Below are 18,583 nucleotides of genomic sequence, written 5' to 3' on the forward strand. Positions count from 1 at the left end.
ATGTCGCACGTGTCAGCTTAAAGCTACGCATAACCAGACGTCATCGGCGACCGCCACACCGATGGTGTACCGATGTGGCACCTGATTCACAGGTTTGTTCTGTTCGACTCCTGTTTCTGCTGGTGAAGTGGTAGATCGCCGGTGCCGGAGCGGCCGGTCGCGGCCGATGTGCGATACGTCGCGCGGCACCGGCACTGCCCGGACCGGCCCCGCCTGGCGCTCCGCAGGTCGTGCAGCGGGATCCCGTGCCTGCGGAGCGCGCGCGGATGCCGTCCGGTCCCCTGTGACGTGGCCCCACGGAGGAACACGCCACTACGAGCGGCCCCCCGTTCCGGCCACCTCCTCGCCACGGCGGCGGACCCCAGGACACGGCCTAGGTGCCCGGGGGCGCGAGCGCCTACAGTTCGGTCCGTGGCAGAGCTGGTCTATCCCCCCGTCCTCACCCTGTTCCGCGGCGTCTTCCGTGGCCTGGGCATCCGGTTCACGATGGAGGGCGCGGAGCACCTGCCCGCCGAGGGCGGGGCGGTGCTGGCGAGCAACCACATCAGCTATCTCGACTTCGCCTTCGCCGGCCGTCTGGCTCTGGACCGGGGCCGCCTGGTCCGGTTCATGTGCAAGGAGTCGGTCTTCCGCAATCCGGTGGCCGGCCCCCTCATGCGAGGCATGCATCACATCCCGGTCGACCGCGCCGCCGGTGCGGCGGCCTTCGGGCACGCCGTGCGGGCGCTGGGGGCCGGTGAGATCGTCGGGGTCTTCCCGGAGGCCACGATCAGCCGCTCGTTCATGCTCAAGGAGTTCAAGAGCGGCGCGGCGCGGATGGCCCAGGAGGCCGGCGTGCCGATCGTCCCGATGGCCATCTGGGGCGGGCAGCGGATCTACACGAAGGCCCACAAGATCGATGCAGGCCGGGGCAAGGCGGTCATGCTGAAGGCGGGGGAGGCGTTTCTGCCCGCGCCCGACGCCGGCGTGGCGGAGATCACGGCCGAGCTGCACCGGCGTGTCGGCGCCCTGCTGAAAGACCTTCAGGACCGCTATCCGCAGCACCCCTCGGACGAGGCCGACGGCTGGTGGCTGCCGGCCGAGCGGGGCGGCTCCGCGCCGACCCCGGAGCGGGCCCGCGAGCTGGACATCGCCGACGCGGCCGCCCGCCGGGCCCGGAAGCAGAAGAAGAGGGGCTGAGCCGGGCAAAGAAAAGCGCCGGCTGACAGGCTGTCAGCCGGCGCGCTCAGTGCTGTCAGCTCGACAGCATCGTGTCGAAGAACGTGCCGATCGAGTCTGCGGCGCTGGTCACCCAGTCCCAGATGTCACCCACGAAGTTCCCGGACTGGCGCGGGTCGTTGACGACGGCGTAGATCAAGAAGACAACCAGGATGACCACGAGCGCTCGTCGGGTCCTCGTCACTGCGGCCTCCCCAGAGTGGTGTACTCAGGACAAATGTAGCGCTACGAGTATGTTCTATCCGTGTCGAGCTTGTCACGCATGGCAACCGCCCTGCCGCCATCCTCGACGTGAACTCATCGTAGCCAGCGCGCGCTCAGACTACGCCGTACAGGCGATCCCCGGCGTCTCCCAGACCAGGGACGATGTAACCCAGATCGTTCAGTCCGGGATCCATCCCGGCCAGAACGATCTGAACGGAGGCGTCCTCCCCCACCGTTCGGCGGACGTGCTCGACGCCTTCCGGTGCACCAAGGAGGCAGATCGCGGTGACGTCGTCCGCGCCGCGCTCCATCAGGTACTGGATCGCCACGGCGAGAGTGCCGCCCGTCGCCAGCATCGGGTCCAGGACGTACACCTGGCGCCCGGTCAGGTCGTCGGGGAGGCGGTTGGCGTAGGTGCTGGCCTCGAGGGTCTCCTCGTTGCGGATCATCCCGAGGAAGCCGACCTCGGCGGTCGGGATCAGCCGGGTCATGCCCTCCAGCATCCCCAGCCCGGCGCGCAGGATCGGGACCACGAGGGGCTTCGGCTGGGTCAGCTTGACCCCCTTCGCGGAGGCGACCGGGGTGGAGATGTCGTGCTCCACCACTCGCACCCCGCGGGTGGCCTCGTAGGCCAGCAACGTGACGAGTTCGTCGGCGAGCCGCCGGAACGTCGGCGAGTCGGTCTCCCGGTTGCGGAGCGTGGTCAGCTTGTGGGCGACGAGAGGATGGTCGACGACGTGCAGGCGCATGCGGGCAACCTATCGGTGTCCGGATGCCTTGTCGGTATCACCAGGGTTTCCGAATGGAGGACGTCGTTGGGTGAGGATCCGGTCATGCCCCCCTCCGCGCAGCTGGAGCGGTGGATGGGGCTGGCACTGGAGGAGGCCGCCCTGGCCCCGTCGACGGGCGACGTGCCGGTCGGCGCGGTGGTCGTGGACCGGGCCGGGCAGGTCGTCGGGCGAGGCCGGAACGAGCGGGAGGCCATCCAGGACCCGACGGCCCACGCGGAGCTGCTGGCGCTGCGCCGCGCGGCCACCGCGGCCGGCAGCTGGCGCCTGGACGGGGCGACGCTGGTCGTCACCCTGGAGCCGTGCGCGATGTGTGCCGGGGCGATCGTCCTGTCCCGGGTCTGCCGGGTGGTGGTCGGCGCCTGGGACCCGAAGGCGGGCGCCACCGGCTCCAGCCGGGACATCGTCCGGGACTCCCGCCTGAACCACCGGGTCGAGGTGGTCGGAGGGGTACGGGAGGCGGAGGCGGCGCGGCTGCTCACCGACTTCTTCGTCGCGAGACGATGAATTATCTGTTGCGGTGCAACGCTTTTGGTGGCCGGTGCGGTTCTTGTCGGGTGGTCGATTCGGTGAAGCGGGCACTGGTTCGGTAAGGTGTTTCACGGTGGCGTGTCCGAGCGGCCGAAGGAGCACGCCTCGAAAGCGTGTGAGGGTTTACGCCCTCCGTGGGTTCAAATCCCACCGCCACCGCCGTTGAAGGGTGCGGTGCCCCAGTCATTGGGGCGCCGCACCCTTCTGGTTTTGTCGCTGGTCTAGTTATTAAACCGATTCCGAGTCGTCAAGCATGGGCCTCGAAGAATGCAGTACGCGTGCACATCCAGGTCTATCCCGGTGTGCGGCTCCTCAATGGTGGACGACGAAAGCCCGGCGCTCCGTCCCCGTCCGTCAACCGGATATCCCGGAAAGACGTCGTGCGGCCGTTACCGGTGAATCCTCTCCGCGGGCTCCGGATCACCGCGGGATTTCCTGGCCGAATCAAATTCGGCCAGGAATCCGGTGCAGTTCAGAGGCGCTTCAGGCCTTCCAGAACCCGCATGGCGATCGCCACCCGGCTGTCCGGGTCCAGGCCCTCGGGAAGAGACGCGGGACGGGGCGGGGCATCCGGCCGGGAGAGACCGGGGGCTGGACGGGACGGCGGCTCCGGGGGCGGTTCGGTGGCCTCGTCCGGCCGCGGGACGTCCGGATCCGTCTCCGCGGTGCGGGGGCGGCGCCGGGGGAGACGATCGGGTGCCGGCGGGGTGGTGATCGGCTTGGACGCGGTGAGGATCGAGGAGGCGGAGACCGCGCGGTCGGTCTCCAGCGGACCGGTCTCGGGCGCCTGGGGCCGCGGCAGGTCCGCCGGGGCCGGGGGAACCGTGACCACGTCGCCCGTCTCGGAGTGGACGAGTTTCGCCACGCCGGAGGCGATCAGCGAGGCGATGCTGCCGAGCGCCGCGGTCAGGGGGATGCCGGAGCGCCGGGCCAGCGAACGCGGGCTCTGCGCGCCGGTCAGGCGCCCGGTGAGTGCCCACTCCTGGGCATCGATCACCACGGTGCGCCCACGTGGCAGCCAGGCCAGCCGGACCTCGTCGTCGGGTCCGACGCCGAGCCGGCGGAAGTTCGTGACCAGGTCGGTGATCTCGGCGATCAGGTGCTCGACGGCGACCCGGCAGCGCAGGCCGGTCCAGTGCCGCCGGCCGGGCCGGAACAACGGCCGGTCACCCTCGACGCGCGGCGCCGTGAGCATCTCGACCCCGGCCTCCAGGATCGTCGAGCGGATCATCGAGGGCAGTTCCGGATCGGGCTCGGACGTCTCCGGCACCGGCGGCACACCGATGGTCTCGGCGTAGGTCACCTCGCCCTCGTGCAGGAAGAAGGCACCCCCGGGGACACCCCGCACCTCGAGCGCACCCGAACTGCGGCTGATGGCGAGCACCCGCAGGACGTCGATGGCCGGATGCTCGGTTTCCTGAACCGTCATCGCTGGCAGCCGGCTTTCGTAGAGGCGGACGGGCGGGGCGACCGGTTCGCGGCGACCTGGCCGGGCCGACGCGAACCGGGCCGGGCGCGGCTCAAATCGTGAGCTCGCCCTCGATGCGCTTGAGGTGGTGACGTGCCAGGGCCAGGTTGGCCTTGGTCTTGTCCAGGGCGAGGTAGATGAACAGCCCGCTCGCCGCCTGGCCGCGGACCAGCCGGATCAGGTGGTACTGACGGCCCAGCGTGATCAGGATGTCGTCGATCGTCTCCTGCATCCCGAGGGACTCCAGGGTGCGCATCTTGGCGCGGACGACCTCGGTGTTGCCCGCCGACGCGATCTCCAGGTCGAGGTACTTGCCGCCGCCCAGGCTCCCGAGCGACATTCCGCTGCCGTAGTCGACCAGACTCACGCCCAGCGCGCCGTCGATCTCCATCGCTTCTTTCAGTGCGGTGTCGATGTCCACAGGAAGAACTCCAGTCTCATTTCGACGTTGACACAAGCATGTGTCGGGTAAGGTCAGAGTGCCCTTTCGGCCTTCTCGCAGTTTCACCAGAGGCGTTTGTCGGGCCGTGGTTCGAACCTGATGTAACGGGGCGCTTGTAACAATTCGTGAGCGGCAGAATACTGCACTCAGGCGGGGGCATCGTCAAGAAGTCGGGTTGAAGACGAAAGAGAATCGAGTTCGATATCTGTGCCTCGTGATAGCGATGTGATAGTGATTTGCCGGTTGTCCCAGCGGCCGCTGAGCAGGGTTTGATGCCGGTGAATGCACCACCCGCCTCCTCCGGGGTCCCTTCCGGTGGGTCCGACGCGGTCCATGCCGTGCTGGCCCGGTTGCAGGGGCTCGACGGGCTCGTCACGGCCTGCCTGGTCGAACCGGATTCGGCCTTCGTACTCGACACCGTGGTGGGCAAGCAGGCGACCGACGCCGAGGCCGGGGTCGATGTGAGCGACGACGGCACGGTCGCCGCGACCATCTCCGCAGCGGCCAGCGACGTGGTGCAGGTGATCGGCCTGATGACGTCGAGCCTGGGTGATCCGGACGAACTGGAGGACGTGACGGTCACCTTCGGCCGGAGGCACCATCTGATCACCCCCTTGCCGGAGGCGGGCGTGGACGGTTTGCTCGTGGTCGTGACACTTGACCGGGCCCGTACCAACCTGGCGCTGGCCCGCCAGCAACTGCGGGCCCTCGGCCCGCTGCTCAGGCACGCCATCCAGCCACCGGCGATCGAGCCAGGTCATGCCTCCTAGCGTCTGGGGGCGCTGGACCGGGCGCGGCCGTTCCAGTGAGAGCACCCAGCCCACGCTGCCGCCGCCCGAGCCGGAAGAGACCGCCTACGACCGGCTTTTCGACCTGGCCGAGGACCAGGCGACGGGCGCGCTGTACCTGAACGGCCGGTGGGGTGGCACGGTGTATCTGGTGAGCGGCCGGATCGGCTACGTGGAGTCGGTGCTCACCCCGGGCATCGAGGCGTTGTTGCTGCGGCCGACCTACATGGACGAGCGCAGCTGGGCCCGGCTGGTGTCGTCGTTGCGCCGGGGGCGGATCGACGCCGCGGTCTCCGCCGCGTCGCAGTTGCTCGGCGGCGAGACCACCTCGGCCTTCGACGCCGAGGTGCTGCGCCGCACCGCGCTGGCCGACGCGGCCCTGGTGACACTGGGGGCGGTGGTACCCGACACCACCGGTGCGGTGGCCCGGTTCCGGCCCGGGGCCTGGCACTGGTGCGAGCCGGTGCGCACGTTCAGCGTGGCCGAGGTGCTCACCGAGGTGGAGCGCCGAAAAGCCGTGCTGGCCAGGATGACCCGTGGGGTGCGCATGGACGCCCCGATCCAGCGCGCGCCGCAGCTGCCGATGGAGCGGATCCGGCTGACGGCGACCCAGTGGAACATCGCGGCGCTGGCCAACGGCACCACCACGCCGCTCGACATCGCCTGGATGCTCGGGCACGGCGTGTTCGCCACCACGGTCGCGATCCACCAGCTGGCCAGACTCGGTGTGATCAAGGCCGGCCCGGCTCCCACGTCCACGGTCACCGTGCCCCCCAGCGCGGTGCCGCCGACCTCGATCCCGGTGCCCGGAGCGGCTCCGGTGACCTCGCCGAACGGGATCCGGACCGGCCTCGGTGCGCCTCGCCCCGCCCGGCACGTGCCGTCGTTCCTGCCCTCGCGTCCGCTCCGGATCGACCTCGACGAGGTGGAGGCACAGTCTTCCGAGCGAGGGCGGGCCCAGGTCTGACGGGCCCGCCCGCACCGTGACGGCGTCTGGTCAGCGGTGCCGCGGCCGGCCGAACAGCGGCTGGCGCCACTGGCTCTCGGGACCGTCGTGCTCCCAGGGCCAGTGGCCGCAGGCCTCGGTGTAGACCACCTGGAGGCCCGGTACCATCCCGGCGGAACTGGCGTAGATCTCCTGCGCCTGGGCCAGTCGGCCCGGCTCGCTCACCTGGACCAGCTGGAGCCGGTGCACGTCGCAGCACCCCTCGACCAGCAGGTCGCCCGCCACCAGCCGGAACCCGTGCCGGACCTGGTCGGCCAGATCGTCGAGCAGGGTGGTGGCCTGCCCCACGTCCAGCCCGGTGACCAGGAGCTCTGCATGACCGTGGAACCGGGTCAGGCCCACCGTGTAGGTGAAGCAGGGACCGCCACCCTCGACATGCACGTACCCCCAACCGTGCAGCTCGATCGCCCGCCTGCTGCTCTCCAGGATCTCCTCATCGCTCCAGCCTTCGCACTTCAGACACATGGCGACCCCCCGCCTGCTCGTCAGCCCGTTCGGCGGTGTCGTTTCCGCACCACCTGATGACGTTTGACGACGATAGGCGCCACCACCGACAGTCTTGCCCTCCCGCCGCCCGGCTCAGCCCTCGCCCGGCGTGAGGGACGGTGCCGTGGTGGCCCGCAGGCATCCCCGGGGCGTCGGCGCCGGGGCGATCGCGGCGGCAGCCGCGGTACGACCCGTCATCGCCTTGTAGCGGCTGCCGATCACCACGTCCACGGCGTGGTCGTCCCGGGCGCGCGGATCCGGGACCAGCTTCACCCGGCCGGGAAACTGGAGGGCCACGGTCCGGGCCGGGATCTCGTCGCCGGCGCCGTACCTGATCGACACCGCGGTGCTGTGCCGGTCGGAGGCGTCGTTCCCGATGCTGAGCACCCGGAACTCGCGGCGCTGGAGCTCGCGGGCCACGGCGCCGGCCAGACCGCGCCGGTCGGAGCCGTTGTACACGTTCACCACGGTCCGGCCGGCGGCGCTGACGGTCTGCACCGGGCAGGGGGGGGCGGACCGGCCGCGCGCCCACGCTCCACCACTCCAGCCCGTACCCGAGCGCCCCCAGGGCGACCAGGGGCACGAGCAGGAAGAGCGTGGCGAAGGTCAGGCCCTGCCGTCGGCGTCTGCGGCGCAGGCGCTCCTGGTGGGATCGGACACCTGTGCTGGAACCCATCGGCCACGCCCCCCTCGGGCACGGACGGGTCAGCTCCTGGGCGCAGCCCCCACGTCGCCGTCCTGAGCATCGATCACCAGTACCCGGGCGTGCAGCACCGGCCGTTGGTGCAGTGCGGCGCGAACCGCCCGGTGCAGGCCATCTTCCAGGTAAAGCGTGCCCTGGTACTGCACGACATGGGCGAACAGGTCGCCGAAAAAGGTGGAGTCCTCGGACAGCAGGGAGTTCAGGTCCAGTGTGCGCTTGGTGGTGACCAGGTCGTCCAGGCGTACCTGACTGGGCGGCAGGTCGGACCACTGCTTGGACGTGCTGTACCCGTGCTCGGGATACGGACGGCCCTCGCCGACTGCCTTGAAAATCACCCTCGGGATTCTGTCGTCTCCGTCGTCATCCGCGCCAGTTTCACAGCACTGCGCAGTCGGATCGGGACCATCCGTGCAGATGCACGGTGAGAGGGAGGGCGTGCGATGCGGTTCGTCCTGGCTCACGAGGAGTCAGGACGAACCGCCGCAGCTGGCGGAGGATAGGGGATTTGAACCCCTGAGGGCGTTAACCCAACCCGCTTTCCAAGCGAGCGCCATAGGCCACTAGGCGAATCCTCCGTGGGAGAGTCTAGCCACCTCCGGGGGGTGCTCGTGCACATGGGGTCCCCGGCGTGGTGCCCGGCGGCCCGGACGGCCAGGGTTGGTCCGCCGGGCCCGGAGTATTCGGTACAGTGGTCGGCAGACCCCTCGTGCGGCGTCATCCTGTTGAACCCCCCCAGGGCCGGAAGGCAGCAAGGGTAGGCGGGCTCTGGCGGGTGTGCGAGGGGTCCTTTCATGTCCCGGGCCCGGATCGCGGCAATCAGGTGGACTTCTCCACAAGCTTGGAAACACGGCCCGTAGCAGCAGCCCCACCTGGTTAGGCTGGCGGCCGTGACGACCGCTCTCTACCGCCGCTACCGGCCCGAGTCCTTCGCCGAGGTGATCGGTCAGGAGCAGGTCACGGGCCCGCTCTCCATCGCACTCACGAAGAACCGGGTCAACCACGCGTACCTGTTCTCCGGGCCGCGGGGCTGCGGCAAGACCACCAGCGCGCGCATCCTGGCGCGCTGCCTGAACTGTGAGCAGGGTCCCACTCCCACACCGTGCGGAACCTGCCCGTCCTGCGTCGACCTGGCCCGTGGCGGGCCCGGCAGCCTGGACGTGGTGGAGATCGACGCGGCCAGCCACGGTGGTGTCGACGATGCTCGCGACCTGCGTGAGCGCGCGGCCTTCGCGCCGGTCCGCGACCGCTACAAGGTCTTCATCATCGACGAGGCGCACATGGTGTCGCCGCAGGGCTTCAACGCCCTGCTGAAGATCGTCGAGGAGCCGCCGGAGCACATCCGCTTCATCTTCGCGACCACCGAGCCGGAGAAGGTCATCGGCACGATCCGGTCGCGCACCCACCACTACCCGTTCCGTCTGGTGCCGCCGGAACGGCTGGTCCAGTACCTGGACGAGCTGTGCGAGCGGGAGGCGGTGCCGGCGGGCAAGGGGGTCCTGCCCCTGGTGGTCCGGGCCGGGGGCGGCTCGGTGCGTGACACGCTCTCGGTGCTCGACCAGCTGATGGGCGGTGCCGGCGAGGACGGCCTGACCTACGCCACCGCGATCGGGCTGCTCGGCTACACCGACGCCACCCTGCTCGACGACGTGGTGGACGCCCTGGCCGCCGGTGACGGCGCCACCGTGTTCCGGGTGATCGACCGGGTGATCGAGTCCGGCCACGACCCGCGTCGTTTCGTCGAGGACCTGCTCGAGCGCCTGCGTGACCTGCTGGTGGTGGCCGCGGTCAAGGACGGTGGGCACGCGGTGTTCCGCGGCATGCCCGACGACCAGCTGGAGCGCATGCGCAGCCAGGCCGGCCGGTTCGGTGCCGCGGAACTGTCCCGCTCCGCCGACGTCACGAACGCCGCGCTCACCGAGATGACCGGCGCCACCTCGCCGCGTCTGCAACTGGAACTGCTGTGCGCCCGCCTCCTGCTGCCCTCGGCGGACGACGAGCAGCGCGGCCTGGGAGCGCGGCTGGACCGGCTGGAGAAGCGGATCGGGTCGGGGGCCCTGCCGGTCGCGGCCGGTGCCCCGGCGCAGCAGGCCACGTCCGCACCGGCGGTGGACGCCGCCCCGTCGGACCCGGTGGCCATGTCCTCCGGTCTCGCGGCGGTCCGCGCGGCCATCGGTTCCAGCGGCCGTCCCGGCACGGGCGCCCCGGCCGAGAGCTCCGCTGCCCCGGCCCGGCCGCAGACCGGCACCCCGGCGGTCCAGCCCTCCCAGCAGGCCCCGGCCACGGAACCGGCCGTCCAGCCGGCCGCCCCCGAACAGCAACCAACCGCCCAACAGCAACCGCAGGCGTCCCCACCCCAGCCCGCGGTCCAGCAGCCCGTCGTCCAGCAGTCCGTCTCCCCGGGGCCCGGCAGCGCCGACCTGGAAGCCGTCCGGCGCAACTGGTCCGACGTGCTCAACGCCGTCGCCTCGATCAAACGCACCACCTGGAGCCTGGTTTCGCAGTACGCCCAGGTGCTCGACTACGACGGCAAGCGGCTGCTGCTCGGGTTCGACTCGACCGGGCGGGCCCAGCTGTTCGGCCGCGGCCCGCACGCCAACTTCATGCGCCAGGCCCTGATCCAGGTGATCGGCCTGGACTGCGTGGTGGAGGCGGCGGTCTCGTCGGAGTTCCAGGCGGGCTCGTCCGGAACCCGGCCCGCGGCGTCCCCACCGCCGCCCGCGTCGCCGGCGCCGGCGTCCCCACCCGGTTCCGGCGCACCGACCGCAGGACCGTCCGGTGCGGGCCCGGCCGCCTCCGGCCCCACCACCTCGGCCCGGTCGGCCCCCTCCACGGAACCCGCACCGCACTCCGCCCCGCAGCCCCGCGCCGCCTGGGCCGAACGCCCGGCCGCGCCCGGCGCCGGCACCCCGGGCCCGGCGGCCTCGGCCTGGAGCGAGGTCCCGCAGAACCCGAACCAGGTCCCGCAGAACCCGAACCAGGTTCCGCAGAACCCCCAGCAGGTCCCGCAGAACGCGCAACCCGCCGGAGCCGTCGGTGTGGTGACCCGGGAGGCCCCGCCCGCACCGGCGTCCCCGGTGACGGCTCCCGCCCCGGTACCGCCCCGGTCCATCGGCGCTGCCGCTGCCCGGGCCGCAGCCGCCGCGGCCACCGCCCGGCAGCAGAACCAGGGCCAGAGCCGCCGGCCCGCCGGCTCCCCGCAGGACGACGAGCGTGGCATGCCCACCCCCGAGGCCTCGCCCTACGACGACATCCCGGTGGACCTGAACGAACCGGTGCGGGAGGACGAGGCGCCGCCGGACGGTGGTGGCCGCCCGACCCCCAGGCGCACCCAGCCGCAACCCCAGCAGCCGGGCCATGTTGTCGATGTCACCTCAGCGCCCTCGCCGGCGGTGGTCGACCTGGCCGACGACCCCGTCGGCCAGGCCGGCCGGGACTTCGACTCCTCCCCGCTGATGGGTGTCCAGGCCGTCGAGCAGTTGCTCGGTGGCCGTGTGATCGAGGAACGGGATCTGTGAGCGCACTCGCCGGCATCGAGGACTGGCCCCAGCTGTGGGGTGTGCCGAACACGGCCGCAGTGGTGGTCACGACCGACGGTGGCATCGCCGAGGCCCGTGGCGACCAGGACCGTGAGTTCGGCCTGGCCTCGGTGACCAAACTGCTGACGGCCTACGCGGTGCTGGTGGCACTGGAGGAGGAGGCCGTCGCGCTGACCGACCCGGCCGGCCCGTCCGGTTCCACGGTCGAGCACCTGCTGGCGCACACCGCGGGCTACGGATTCGACTCCGGCGCGGTCGCGGTGACCCGCCCGGGCAGCAAGCGGGTCTACTCCAACCAGGGCATCGAGGTGCTGGCCCGGCACCTGGCCGAGGCCACCGGCATCGACTTCGGCACCTACCTGTCCGAGGCCGTCCTGGCCCCGCTCGGGATGAGCGCCACCACCCTCCCGGGATCCCCCGCGGCGGGTGGCCGCAGCACGGCCGCCGACCTCGCCCGGTTCGCCACCGAGCTGCTGAACCCGCAACTGATCGCCCGCGAGACGCTGGACGAGGCCGTCCGGGTGCACTTCCCCGGCCTGCCCGGGATCCTGCCCGGCCTGGGCCGGTTCGACCCCCTCGACTGGGGGCTGGGGTTCGAGCGCAACTTCGCCCGTCCACGGCACTGGGCCGGGAGCCGGGTCTCCGGCAGCACGTTCGGGCACTTCGGCGCCGGTGGCACCTTCCTGTGGGCCGACCCGGAGCGCGGCCTGGCCTGTGTCTGCCTGTCCGACCTGGACTTCGGCGAGTGGTCCAAGCAGGCCTGGCCCGCCCTGAGCGACGAGGTCGTGGCCGGACACGGCTGAACGGAGGCCGGATCCGGCAGCGGTGGGCGACGTGACGGGTGCCAGCACGTAGGCTCGTACCCGTGTATGAGGGCGTGGTGCAGGACCTGATCGACGAACTCGGGCATCTTCCGGGCGTCGGTCCCAAGAGCGCGCAGCGGATCGCGTTCCACATCCTCCAGTCCGACCCGGTCGACGTGCGTCGGCTCGTGGTCGCCCTGACCGAGGTGATCGAGAAGGTCCGCTTCTGCGTGACCTGCGGAAACGTCTCGGCCGACGAGCAGTGCCGGATCTGTAGCGACGCCCGGCGCGACGGCACCGTGCTGTGCGTCGTCGAGGAGTCCAAAGACGTCGTCGCGATCGAGAAGACGCGTGAGTTCCGCGGCCGCTACCACGTGCTGGGCGGTGCGATCAGCCCGATCGAGGGCGTCGGCCCGGACGATCTGCGGGTCAAGGAACTCGTCACCCGGCTGGCCTCCGGAGAGGTCACCGAGATCATCCTCGCCACCGATCCGAACCTGGAGGGCGAGGCCACCGCGACCTATCTGGCCCGGCTGCTGAAACCGATGGGCCTGAGGGTCACCCGGCTCGCGTCCGGGCTGCCCGTCGGGGGGGACCTCGAGTACGCCGACGAGCTCACCCTGGGCCGGGCCTTCGAGGGGAGGAGACTGCTCGATGTCTGACGAGGAGAAGCCGCGCAACGGGTTCGACCCGCTGCACCAGCACCAGAAGGACCAGAGCCAGGAACGTGACGCCTTCGGCCGCCCGACCGGCGCCCGCGGCCGGCACGAGGCCGGCGCGTCGTCGATCCCGCAGGCCCGCAGCCGTGGGGGCTCGTCGATCGACCTCACCGCCGAGCGTGCCGACGAGGCCCGGGAGCTGCATCACCTGGCCGAGGAGACGGCCACTGACGCCCAGACCTACCTGAATGCCCTGACCGAGGTGGCGGCCGGTTCCTCGCCCGACACCGCGATCCCGGTGCTGCTGCTGGCGGTGTCGCAGATCCTGCTGGGCGGCGCCCGGCTGGGCGCGATCACCGACGTGGTGCCGAGCGAACGGTTCGAGCCGGACGCCGGGCCCGACCCGGACATCGACCCGCTGCGCACCGGCCTGGCCAACCTGCTCGACGGCCTGGACGAGTACGCCGACATCGTCGACCCGCTGACCTCCGGCGAGCTGATCCGCGGCATCCTGTCCGACGACCTGGCCGACGTCGCCGCCGACCTGGCGCACGGCCTGCGGCACTACCGCGACGGCCGGGTGGACGAGGCGCTGTGGTGGTGGCAGTTCTCCTACCTGTCCACGTGGGGGGTGCGGGCCACCAGCGCGCTGCGTGTGTTGCAGAGCATGCTCGGGCACCTGCGGCTCGACGTCGACACCGACACGGTGGCCGATGCGGAGTTCGAGGCCCTCAACGTCGATTGATCCGGCGAACTGCCCTGATCCCCGCACGATCTGGGGAGTAAGCAGGCATCGGCAGGGCATCTCACCTGCCGAAATGCTCTCCCTGCCAGCAAACCCGCGACAGCTAGAATAGGCGCGTCCGAAACCCAGCGAGTAGCAAGGAGCGACCCGGTGAGCTTGGTCGTGCAGAAGTACGGCGGTTCCTCCGTCGCCGATGCCGAGAGCGTCAAGCGGGTCGCCCGCCGGATCGTGGACACGCGAAAGCAGGGGCACGACGTCTGCGTCGTGGTCTCCGCCATGGGTGACACCACCGACGACCTGATCGATCTCGCCGAGAAGGTCTCGCCGCTGCCGCCGGCCCGCGAGCTCGACATGCTGCTAACGGCGGGCGAGCGGATCTCGATGGCCGTGCTGGCCATGGCGATCGCGGCGCTCGGCCAGGAGGCCCGGTCGTTCACCGGCAGCCAGGCCGGTGTGATCACCGACGGCGTGCACGGCAAGGCGCGCATCATCGACGTCACCCCGGGCCGCATCCGGGCCGCGCTCGACGAGGGGCACATCGCCATCGTCGCCGGCTTCCAGGGCGTCAGCCAGGACACGAAAGACATCACGACGCTCGGCCGCGGTGGCTCCGACACCACGGCGGTGGCCCTGGCCGCCGCGCTCGAGGCCGACGTCTGCGAGATCTACACCGATGTGGACGGCATCTTCAGCGCCGACCCGCGCATCGTCCCCTCGGCCCGCCAGGTCAAGCGCATCACCAGCGAGGAGATGCTGGAGATGGCGGCGTCCGGCGCCAAGGTGCTGCACCTGCGCTGCGTGGAGTACGCCCGCCGGTTCAACGTCCCGGTCCACGTCCGCTCGTCGTTCAGCCATCGCGAGGGCACCTGGGTCACCGACAAGCCCGTCGAATCAACAGCGCAAGGAGCAGTGGTGGAGCAGCCGATCATCTCCGGGGTCGCACACGACCGGAGCGAAGCGAAGATCACCGTGGTCGGCGTGCCGGACAAGCCCGGCAAGGCCGCCGAGATCTTCCAGGTGGTCGCCGCCGCCGAGATCAACCTCGACATGATCGTGCAGAACATCTCGCAGGCCACCAGCGGCCTGACCGACATCTCCTTCACGCTGCCGAAGACCGACGGCCAGGCGGCGATGAACGCGCTCAACCGCGCGCAGGAGTCGATCGGCTTCGAAAGCCTGCGCTACGACGACCAGATCGGCAAGGTCTCGCTGATCGGCGCCGGAATGCGTAGCCACCCGGGGGTTTCCGCGCAGATGTTCGCCGCGCTGGCTGAGGCCGGGATCAACATCGAGATGATCAGCACCTCGGAGATCCGGCTCTCGCTGGTCACCCGCGCCGATCGTCTCGACGACGCGGTCCGCGTCATTCACACCGCTTTCGGCCTCGACAGCACCGACGGAGAGGCCGTGGTCTACGGAGGTACCGGACGATGAGCAAGCCCACCCTCGCAGTGGTCGGCGCCACCGGCGCCGTCGGCACCGTCATGCTCGGCATCCTGTCGCAGCGCGCGGACATCTGGGGCGAGATCCGCCTGATCGCCTCCGCGCGCTCGGCCGGCAAACTGCTGACGGTCCGGGGCGAGCAGGTCGCCGTGCAGGCGATCAGTCCGGAGGCGTTCGACGGCGTCGACATCGCGATGTTCGATGTGCCGGACGAGATCTCGGCCGAGTGGGCCCCGATCGCGGTCGAGCGCGGCGCGATCGTGGTGGACAACTCCGGCGCCTTCCGGATGGACCCGGACGTGCCGCTGGTGGTGCCCGAGGTGAACCCGGACGCGGCCCGTAACCGCCCGCGCGGCATCATCTCCAACCCGAACTGCACCACGCTGACCATGATCGACGCGCTCGGTGCCCTGCACCGCAAGTGGCAGCTCACCGAGCTCGTGGTGGCCTCCTACCAGGCTGCCTCCGGTGCCGGTCAGCCCGGTATCGACCGGCTGCACGACGAGATCGAGGTGGTCGCGGCCGACCGTTCCCTGGGCTCGGTGGCCGGCGACGTGCGCAGCGCGATCGCCGCCAAGCTGGGCGACGGCCCCTCGCCGTTCCCCGCGCCGCTGGCCCTGAACGTCGTTCCGTGGGCGGGTTCCGCCAAGGGCGACGGCTGGAGCAGCGAGGAGCTCAAGGTCCGCAACGAGTCCCGCAAGATCCTCGGCATCCCCGACCTCAAGGTGTCCGCCACCTGCGTCCGGGTTCCGGTCGTCACCACGCACTCGCTCGCGGTGCACGCCACCTTCGCGTCCGACATCACCGTCGACGAGGCCCGGCAGGCCCTGGTCGAGGCGCCGAGCGTGGTCGTCGTCGACGACCCGGACGGCAAGGAGTTCCCGACCCCGGCCGACACCGTGGGCGCCGACCCGACTTTCGTCGGCCGGCTGCGTCAGGCGCTGGACTTCCCGAACACGCTCGACCTGTTCGTGACCGGCGACAACCTGCGCAAGGGCGCCGCCCTCAACACGGCCCAGATCGCCGAGCTGGTCGCCGCCGAGCTCTGAGGCATCCGTCATGCTGCGGGCCGGTGCCGAAAGGTACCGGCCCGCAGTGCGTTTCCTCGGGGCAAAAATGGTGGACGACGAAAAGACCGCACCGGTACCGCGTCAGGTCGGCAGATGGCGCTGCACGAAATCGATCTCGGCGCGCACCTGTCGCACCCTCTCGTCGTCCACCAGGGAACCGTGACCCGCGTCGTAGCGGTAGACCTCGTGCACGGAACCCCGTGCGGAGAGGGCCTTCACGTAGTTCTCGATCTGCCGGATCGGGCAGCGCGGGTCGTTCTCACCGGCCAGGATCATCACCGGCGCGCTGACCTCGCCGACGTAGGTGATCGGGCTGGAGTCCTGGTACTTGCCCGGCACCTCGTCCGGCGAGCCGCCGAACAACGACCGGTCGAATGCCTTCAGCCCTTCCATCTCGTCTTCGTAGGCGGCCAGGTAGTCGGCCACGGGCACCCCGGCCACCCCGACGGCCCAGCGGTCCGGGTACAGGCCGAGCCCGAGCAGCGTGAGGTAGCCGCCCCACGACGCCCCGGCCAGCACGATCCGGCCCGGTGCCACGGTCCCGGCATCGACCAGGTGGTCGCGCACCGCCACGACGTCTTCGAGTTCGATGTGCCCGACCCGCTTCTCGAGGGCGTCGCGCCACAACGAGCCGTATCCGGTGGAGCCGCGGTAGTTCACCTGGAGCACCGCGAAACCGTGGTCCACCCAGGCGCTCGGGTAGGCGCGGAACCAGTCTCCGTCGTGCGCGGTCGGACCGCCGTGCACGTCGATCACCAGCGGCAGCGGCTCGGGAACGCCGGCCGGGCGGCGTAGCAGGGCGTGCACGCGGCCACCCGGCCCGTCCACCCAGACGTCTTCCAGCACCACCGACGGAGGAGCCGGCTCACCGGGCGGCGCCAGCACCACGGCACCGTCGAGATCGCGCACCGCGGGCGGCAGTTCGGCCGAGGACCAGAGCGTCCAGACTGCCCCGCCGGGCCGGGTCGTCGCCTCCATCACCGTGCCGGCGGTGGGGCCGACCGCCTCGGTGGCCAGGCTGATCAGACTGATGGTGTAAAGCCGGGTGCGGGCCTCATGATCCACACTGACCAGCAGCGCGGAGGCGTCCCGGTACCACTGCGCCTCCGAGATCTCGCCCGGGACATCGAGATTCACCGCGGTCTCGGTGCCGGACACCACGTCCCAGATCAGCAGTTCGCCCCGGCCCCGGCGCTCGTGCAGCACCAGCAGCCGCGGATCGCCCACGACCGGAGCGAAACCCAGCGGTTCCAGGCTCTTTCCGGCGCCGTCCCAGAGATCCGCGACCGTCGACCCGTCGTCCACCCGCAGCACGCGCAGGGCGGTGTGCCGGGAATCGCCGTGCTCGCTGTGGGCGATGGCGAGCAGGGAACCGTCCTCACTCAGCCCGCCCACCCCGGCGTCCTCAATGTGCTCGTAGATCAGGCGCAGCGGCTTGCCGGGCTCTTCCACGTGGATGCGGGTGCCGTAGCCGTCGTCGTTCTGGCCGATCACCGCCAGCCCGTCGGGTCCCAGCGCCAGTCCGGCCGAATAGGACGGCAGCAGAACGGGAATCGCCACCTGGTCGGAGCCGGGTGGAGAGCCGAACGGCTGCTTGCGCCAAATGCCGTGCTCGTTGCCGGCCGCGTCGTCGAACCACCAGATCCACTCGCCGGACGGGTCGATCTCGCCGTGCGCCGTGCCCTCCCGGCGGGAGGTGAGCAGGGCGAGCGGCTCGCCCACGCGCCAGCTGTGCATCTCCAGCACGCCGTCGTGGGTGGCCACCACCGAGCAGCGGTCGGGTGCGCCGGTGGCCCAGACCGGCATGCCGATTCGGCCGGCCCGGAAGCGTCGTTCCCAGGCCGGCAGAGGACTGGGCTGCGAGGGGGTCGGGGCGGTCATGACGAGATCCTCGCACGCGGTGATCGCACGGGTACGGTCTTCGCGCCGGGTGTCCGCCGTGGGCCCGGAAATTGGGAGGCACTCCGCCGCAGTGGTTCGTAGCCCACCACGGCGGAGCGCCGTGGTGGTCATATCGGCAGGCCGTCGCGGCTCTTGAAGGATCGTGCGGAAAACCGGAGCCGGGCCGAGGCAGCTCTTGAGAGGGCGGGGCCGGTCGGGAATGCTGAACCGGGACGAAGCCGGAACGGTGAGGGGCGGATCATGGGGGACGACGTGGCGGACTCGGGCGTGGCGGGCAGCATCGACGTGACCGGATCGGCGGGGGTCGCCGGAAGCATCGGTGTCAGCGACAGCGTCGCGGTGGCCGGCAGCGCGGGGGTCGCCGGTGCGGCCGGGGTGGCCGGCAGCACGGCGGTCGCAGGTAGTGCCGGGGTGGCGGGCAGCGTCGCGGTGGCCGGGAGCGCGGGCGTGGCGGGCAGTGTCGCCGTCAGCGGCAGCGCCGGGGTGGCCGGCAGCCTCGGTGTCAGCGGCAGCATCGGGGTGCTGAGGAGTCTGGCCGTTCTGTTCGGCATCGGGATCCGGCGCAGCGTCGGCGTGTTCGCCTGCGTCGGCTGCCGGGACTGTGTCGGCTGCGCCTTCTGCGTCGGCTGCCGCAACTGCGTGGGCTGTGTCTTCTGCATCGGCGACGTGGGGCTGCGCGGTGTGAACGGGTTGCGGAGCCGGACGGCCTGACCGGCTACGTGCTGTAGCCGACACTGATGCAGCAAGGGTGCAGTGTGCAAGGTTTCGGTCGGTCAGTTCGCGGGTAGGCG

Annotated in this window: 19 protein-coding genes, 2 tRNA genes and 1 other RNA gene; 13 read left to right on the forward strand and 9 right to left on the reverse strand. The window is 70.9% G+C overall.

Features of this window, described 5'->3' with window-relative positions:
- The first annotated feature begins 411 nt into the window (after nt 1-411).
- The gene (locus KIH74_RS00080; RefSeq protein WP_214153175.1) at nt 412-1,179 is read left to right on the forward strand and encodes a lysophospholipid acyltransferase family protein; all 768 of its coding nucleotides are present in this window, start codon (nt 412-414) and stop codon (nt 1,177-1,179) included.
- Nucleotides 1,180-1,234: 55 nt separating this feature from the next.
- On the opposite strand, the gene KIH74_RS00085 is transcribed toward KIH74_RS00080, so the two are convergent.
- A complete protein-coding gene (locus tag KIH74_RS00085; RefSeq protein ID WP_214153176.1) occupies nt 1,235-1,378 on the reverse strand; it encodes a hypothetical protein in 144 nt (47 codons plus the stop codon).
- A 157-nt stretch (nt 1,379-1,535) separates the two neighbouring features.
- Nucleotides 1,536-2,171, reverse strand: coding sequence for a uracil phosphoribosyltransferase (upp, locus tag KIH74_RS00090; protein ID WP_214153177.1), 636 nt, complete (start codon nt 2,169-2,171; stop codon nt 1,536-1,538).
- Nucleotides 2,172-2,255: 84 nt separating this feature from the next.
- Here upp and KIH74_RS00095 point away from each other — a divergent pair, with 84 nt between their 5' ends.
- Together KIH74_RS00095 and KIH74_RS00100 are read left to right on the forward strand one after the other, a co-directional pair.
- The gene (locus KIH74_RS00095; RefSeq protein WP_246570844.1) at nt 2,256-2,717 is read left to right on the forward strand and encodes a nucleoside deaminase; all 462 of its coding nucleotides are present in this window, start codon (nt 2,256-2,258) and stop codon (nt 2,715-2,717) included.
- A 96-nt stretch (nt 2,718-2,813) separates the two neighbouring features.
- A tRNA-Ser gene (locus KIH74_RS00100) sits at nt 2,814-2,900 on the forward strand.
- A gap of 313 nt (nt 2,901-3,213) precedes the next feature.
- Here KIH74_RS00100 and KIH74_RS00105 read toward each other — a convergent pair.
- Together KIH74_RS00105 and KIH74_RS00110 are read right to left on the reverse strand one after the other, a co-directional pair.
- Nucleotides 3,214-4,170, reverse strand: coding sequence for a hypothetical protein (locus KIH74_RS00105; protein WP_214153178.1), 957 nt, complete (start codon nt 4,168-4,170; stop codon nt 3,214-3,216).
- 91 nt (nt 4,171-4,261) lie between these two features.
- The gene (locus KIH74_RS00110; protein WP_308113467.1) at nt 4,262-4,630 is read right to left on the reverse strand and encodes a hypothetical protein; all 369 of its coding nucleotides are present in this window, start codon (nt 4,628-4,630) and stop codon (nt 4,262-4,264) included.
- Between the two features lie 299 nt (nt 4,631-4,929).
- On the opposite strand from KIH74_RS00110, the gene KIH74_RS00115 reads away from it, so the two are divergent.
- A complete protein-coding gene (locus KIH74_RS00115) occupies nt 4,930-5,421 on the forward strand; it encodes a hypothetical protein (protein ID WP_214153179.1) in 492 nt (163 codons plus the stop codon).
- Nucleotides 5,411-6,406: a hypothetical protein gene (locus tag KIH74_RS00120; protein ID WP_214153180.1), complete on the forward strand. Its 996-nt coding sequence runs from the start codon at nt 5,411-5,413 to the stop codon at nt 6,404-6,406. Before KIH74_RS00115 ends, KIH74_RS00120 begins: the two co-directional genes overlap by 11 nt.
- A gap of 30 nt (nt 6,407-6,436) precedes the next feature.
- Here the strand turns inward: KIH74_RS00120 and KIH74_RS00125 are convergent, their stop codons facing one another.
- The 4 genes from KIH74_RS00125 to KIH74_RS00140 all read right to left on the reverse strand — a co-directional run bounded on the left by KIH74_RS00125 (nt 6,437) and on the right by KIH74_RS00140 (nt 8,209).
- Nucleotides 6,437-6,910: a DUF4262 domain-containing protein gene (locus KIH74_RS00125; RefSeq protein WP_214153181.1), complete on the reverse strand. Its 474-nt coding sequence runs from the start codon at nt 6,908-6,910 to the stop codon at nt 6,437-6,439.
- A 114-nt stretch (nt 6,911-7,024) separates the two neighbouring features.
- Nucleotides 7,025-7,429: a LytR C-terminal domain-containing protein gene (locus tag KIH74_RS00130; protein WP_214153182.1), complete on the reverse strand. Its 405-nt coding sequence runs from the start codon at nt 7,427-7,429 to the stop codon at nt 7,025-7,027.
- Nucleotides 7,430-7,636: 207 nt separating this feature from the next.
- Nucleotides 7,637-7,969 (reverse strand): type II toxin-antitoxin system VapB family antitoxin, encoded by a 333-nt coding sequence (locus KIH74_RS00135; RefSeq protein ID WP_214153183.1) that lies wholly within the window; start codon nt 7,967-7,969, stop codon nt 7,637-7,639.
- Nucleotides 7,970-8,121: 152 nt separating this feature from the next.
- A tRNA-Ser gene (locus KIH74_RS00140) sits at nt 8,122-8,209 on the reverse strand.
- Between the two features lie 120 nt (nt 8,210-8,329).
- Here KIH74_RS00140 and ffs point away from each other — a divergent pair.
- The 7 genes from ffs to KIH74_RS00175 all read left to right on the forward strand — a co-directional run bounded on the left by ffs (nt 8,330) and on the right by KIH74_RS00175 (nt 15,869).
- An RNA gene (gene ffs / locus KIH74_RS00145) (signal recognition particle sRNA small type) lies at nt 8,330-8,426 on the forward strand.
- A 95-nt stretch (nt 8,427-8,521) separates the two neighbouring features.
- Nucleotides 8,522-11,149 (forward strand): DNA polymerase III subunit gamma and tau, encoded by a 2,628-nt coding sequence (locus tag KIH74_RS00150; protein ID WP_214153184.1) that lies wholly within the window; start codon nt 8,522-8,524, stop codon nt 11,147-11,149.
- Complete coding sequence (locus KIH74_RS00155; protein WP_214153185.1) at nt 11,146-11,973, forward strand: serine hydrolase domain-containing protein; 828 nt, start codon at nt 11,146-11,148, stop codon at nt 11,971-11,973. Before KIH74_RS00150 ends, KIH74_RS00155 begins: the two co-directional genes overlap by 4 nt.
- 62 nt (nt 11,974-12,035) lie before the next feature.
- Entirely contained in the window at nt 12,036-12,635 is a 600-nt protein-coding gene (gene recR / locus KIH74_RS00160) for a recombination mediator RecR (protein WP_214153186.1), read from the forward strand.
- Nucleotides 12,628-13,377: a DUF5063 domain-containing protein gene (locus KIH74_RS00165; protein WP_214153187.1), complete on the forward strand. Its 750-nt coding sequence runs from the start codon at nt 12,628-12,630 to the stop codon at nt 13,375-13,377. The genes recR and KIH74_RS00165 overlap by 8 nt, the downstream gene beginning before the upstream one ends.
- Nucleotides 13,378-13,527: 150 nt before the next feature.
- Nucleotides 13,528-14,811, forward strand: coding sequence for an aspartate kinase (locus tag KIH74_RS00170; protein ID WP_214153188.1), 1,284 nt, complete (start codon nt 13,528-13,530; stop codon nt 14,809-14,811).
- Nucleotides 14,808-15,869, forward strand: coding sequence for an aspartate-semialdehyde dehydrogenase (locus tag KIH74_RS00175; protein WP_214153189.1), 1,062 nt, complete (start codon nt 14,808-14,810; stop codon nt 15,867-15,869). The genes KIH74_RS00170 and KIH74_RS00175 overlap by 4 nt, the downstream gene beginning before the upstream one ends.
- A gap of 102 nt (nt 15,870-15,971) precedes the next feature.
- Here KIH74_RS00175 and KIH74_RS00180 read toward each other — a convergent pair whose 3' ends face one another.
- On the reverse strand, nt 15,972-17,771 hold the full coding sequence (locus KIH74_RS00180) for a S9 family peptidase (RefSeq protein WP_214153190.1): 1,800 nt from the start codon (nt 17,769-17,771) through the stop codon (nt 15,972-15,974).
- A 261-nt stretch (nt 17,772-18,032) separates the two neighbouring features.
- Between KIH74_RS00180 and KIH74_RS00185 the strand changes: the two genes are divergently transcribed.
- On the forward strand, nt 18,033-18,503 hold the full coding sequence (locus tag KIH74_RS00185; protein ID WP_214153191.1) for a hypothetical protein: 471 nt from the start codon (nt 18,033-18,035) through the stop codon (nt 18,501-18,503).
- The last annotated feature ends 80 nt before the right edge of the window (nt 18,504-18,583 follow it).

The sequence above is a fragment of the Kineosporia corallincola genome, from assembly GCF_018499875.1.
GTDB classification, from domain to species: Bacteria; Actinomycetota; Actinomycetes; order Actinomycetales; family Kineosporiaceae; genus Kineosporia; species Kineosporia corallincola.

Coding starts and splice junctions, on each gene's coding strand:
- KIH74_RS00185 (WP_214153191.1), top strand. CDS start 18,033: ATGGGGGACGACGTGGCGGACTCGGGCGTGGCGGGCAGCATCGACGTG.
- KIH74_RS00165 (WP_214153187.1), top strand. CDS start 12,628: ATGTCTGACGAGGAGAAGCCGCGCAACGGGTTCGACCCGCTGCACCAG.
- KIH74_RS00095 (WP_246570844.1), top strand. CDS start 2,256: ATGCCCCCCTCCGCGCAGCTGGAGCGGTGGATGGGGCTGGCACTGGAG.
- KIH74_RS00180 (WP_214153190.1), bottom strand. CDS start 17,771: ATGACCGCCCCGACCCCCTCGCAGCCCAGTCCTCTGCCGGCCTGGGAA.
- KIH74_RS00120 (WP_214153180.1), top strand. CDS start 5,411: ATGCCTCCTAGCGTCTGGGGGCGCTGGACCGGGCGCGGCCGTTCCAGT.
- KIH74_RS00105 (WP_214153178.1), bottom strand. CDS start 4,170: ATGACGGTTCAGGAAACCGAGCATCCGGCCATCGACGTCCTGCGGGTG.
- upp (WP_214153177.1), bottom strand. CDS start 2,171: ATGCGCCTGCACGTCGTCGACCATCCTCTCGTCGCCCACAAGCTGACC.
- KIH74_RS00175 (WP_214153189.1), top strand. CDS start 14,808: ATGAGCAAGCCCACCCTCGCAGTGGTCGGCGCCACCGGCGCCGTCGGC.
- KIH74_RS00125 (WP_214153181.1), bottom strand. CDS start 6,910: ATGTGTCTGAAGTGCGAAGGCTGGAGCGATGAGGAGATCCTGGAGAGC.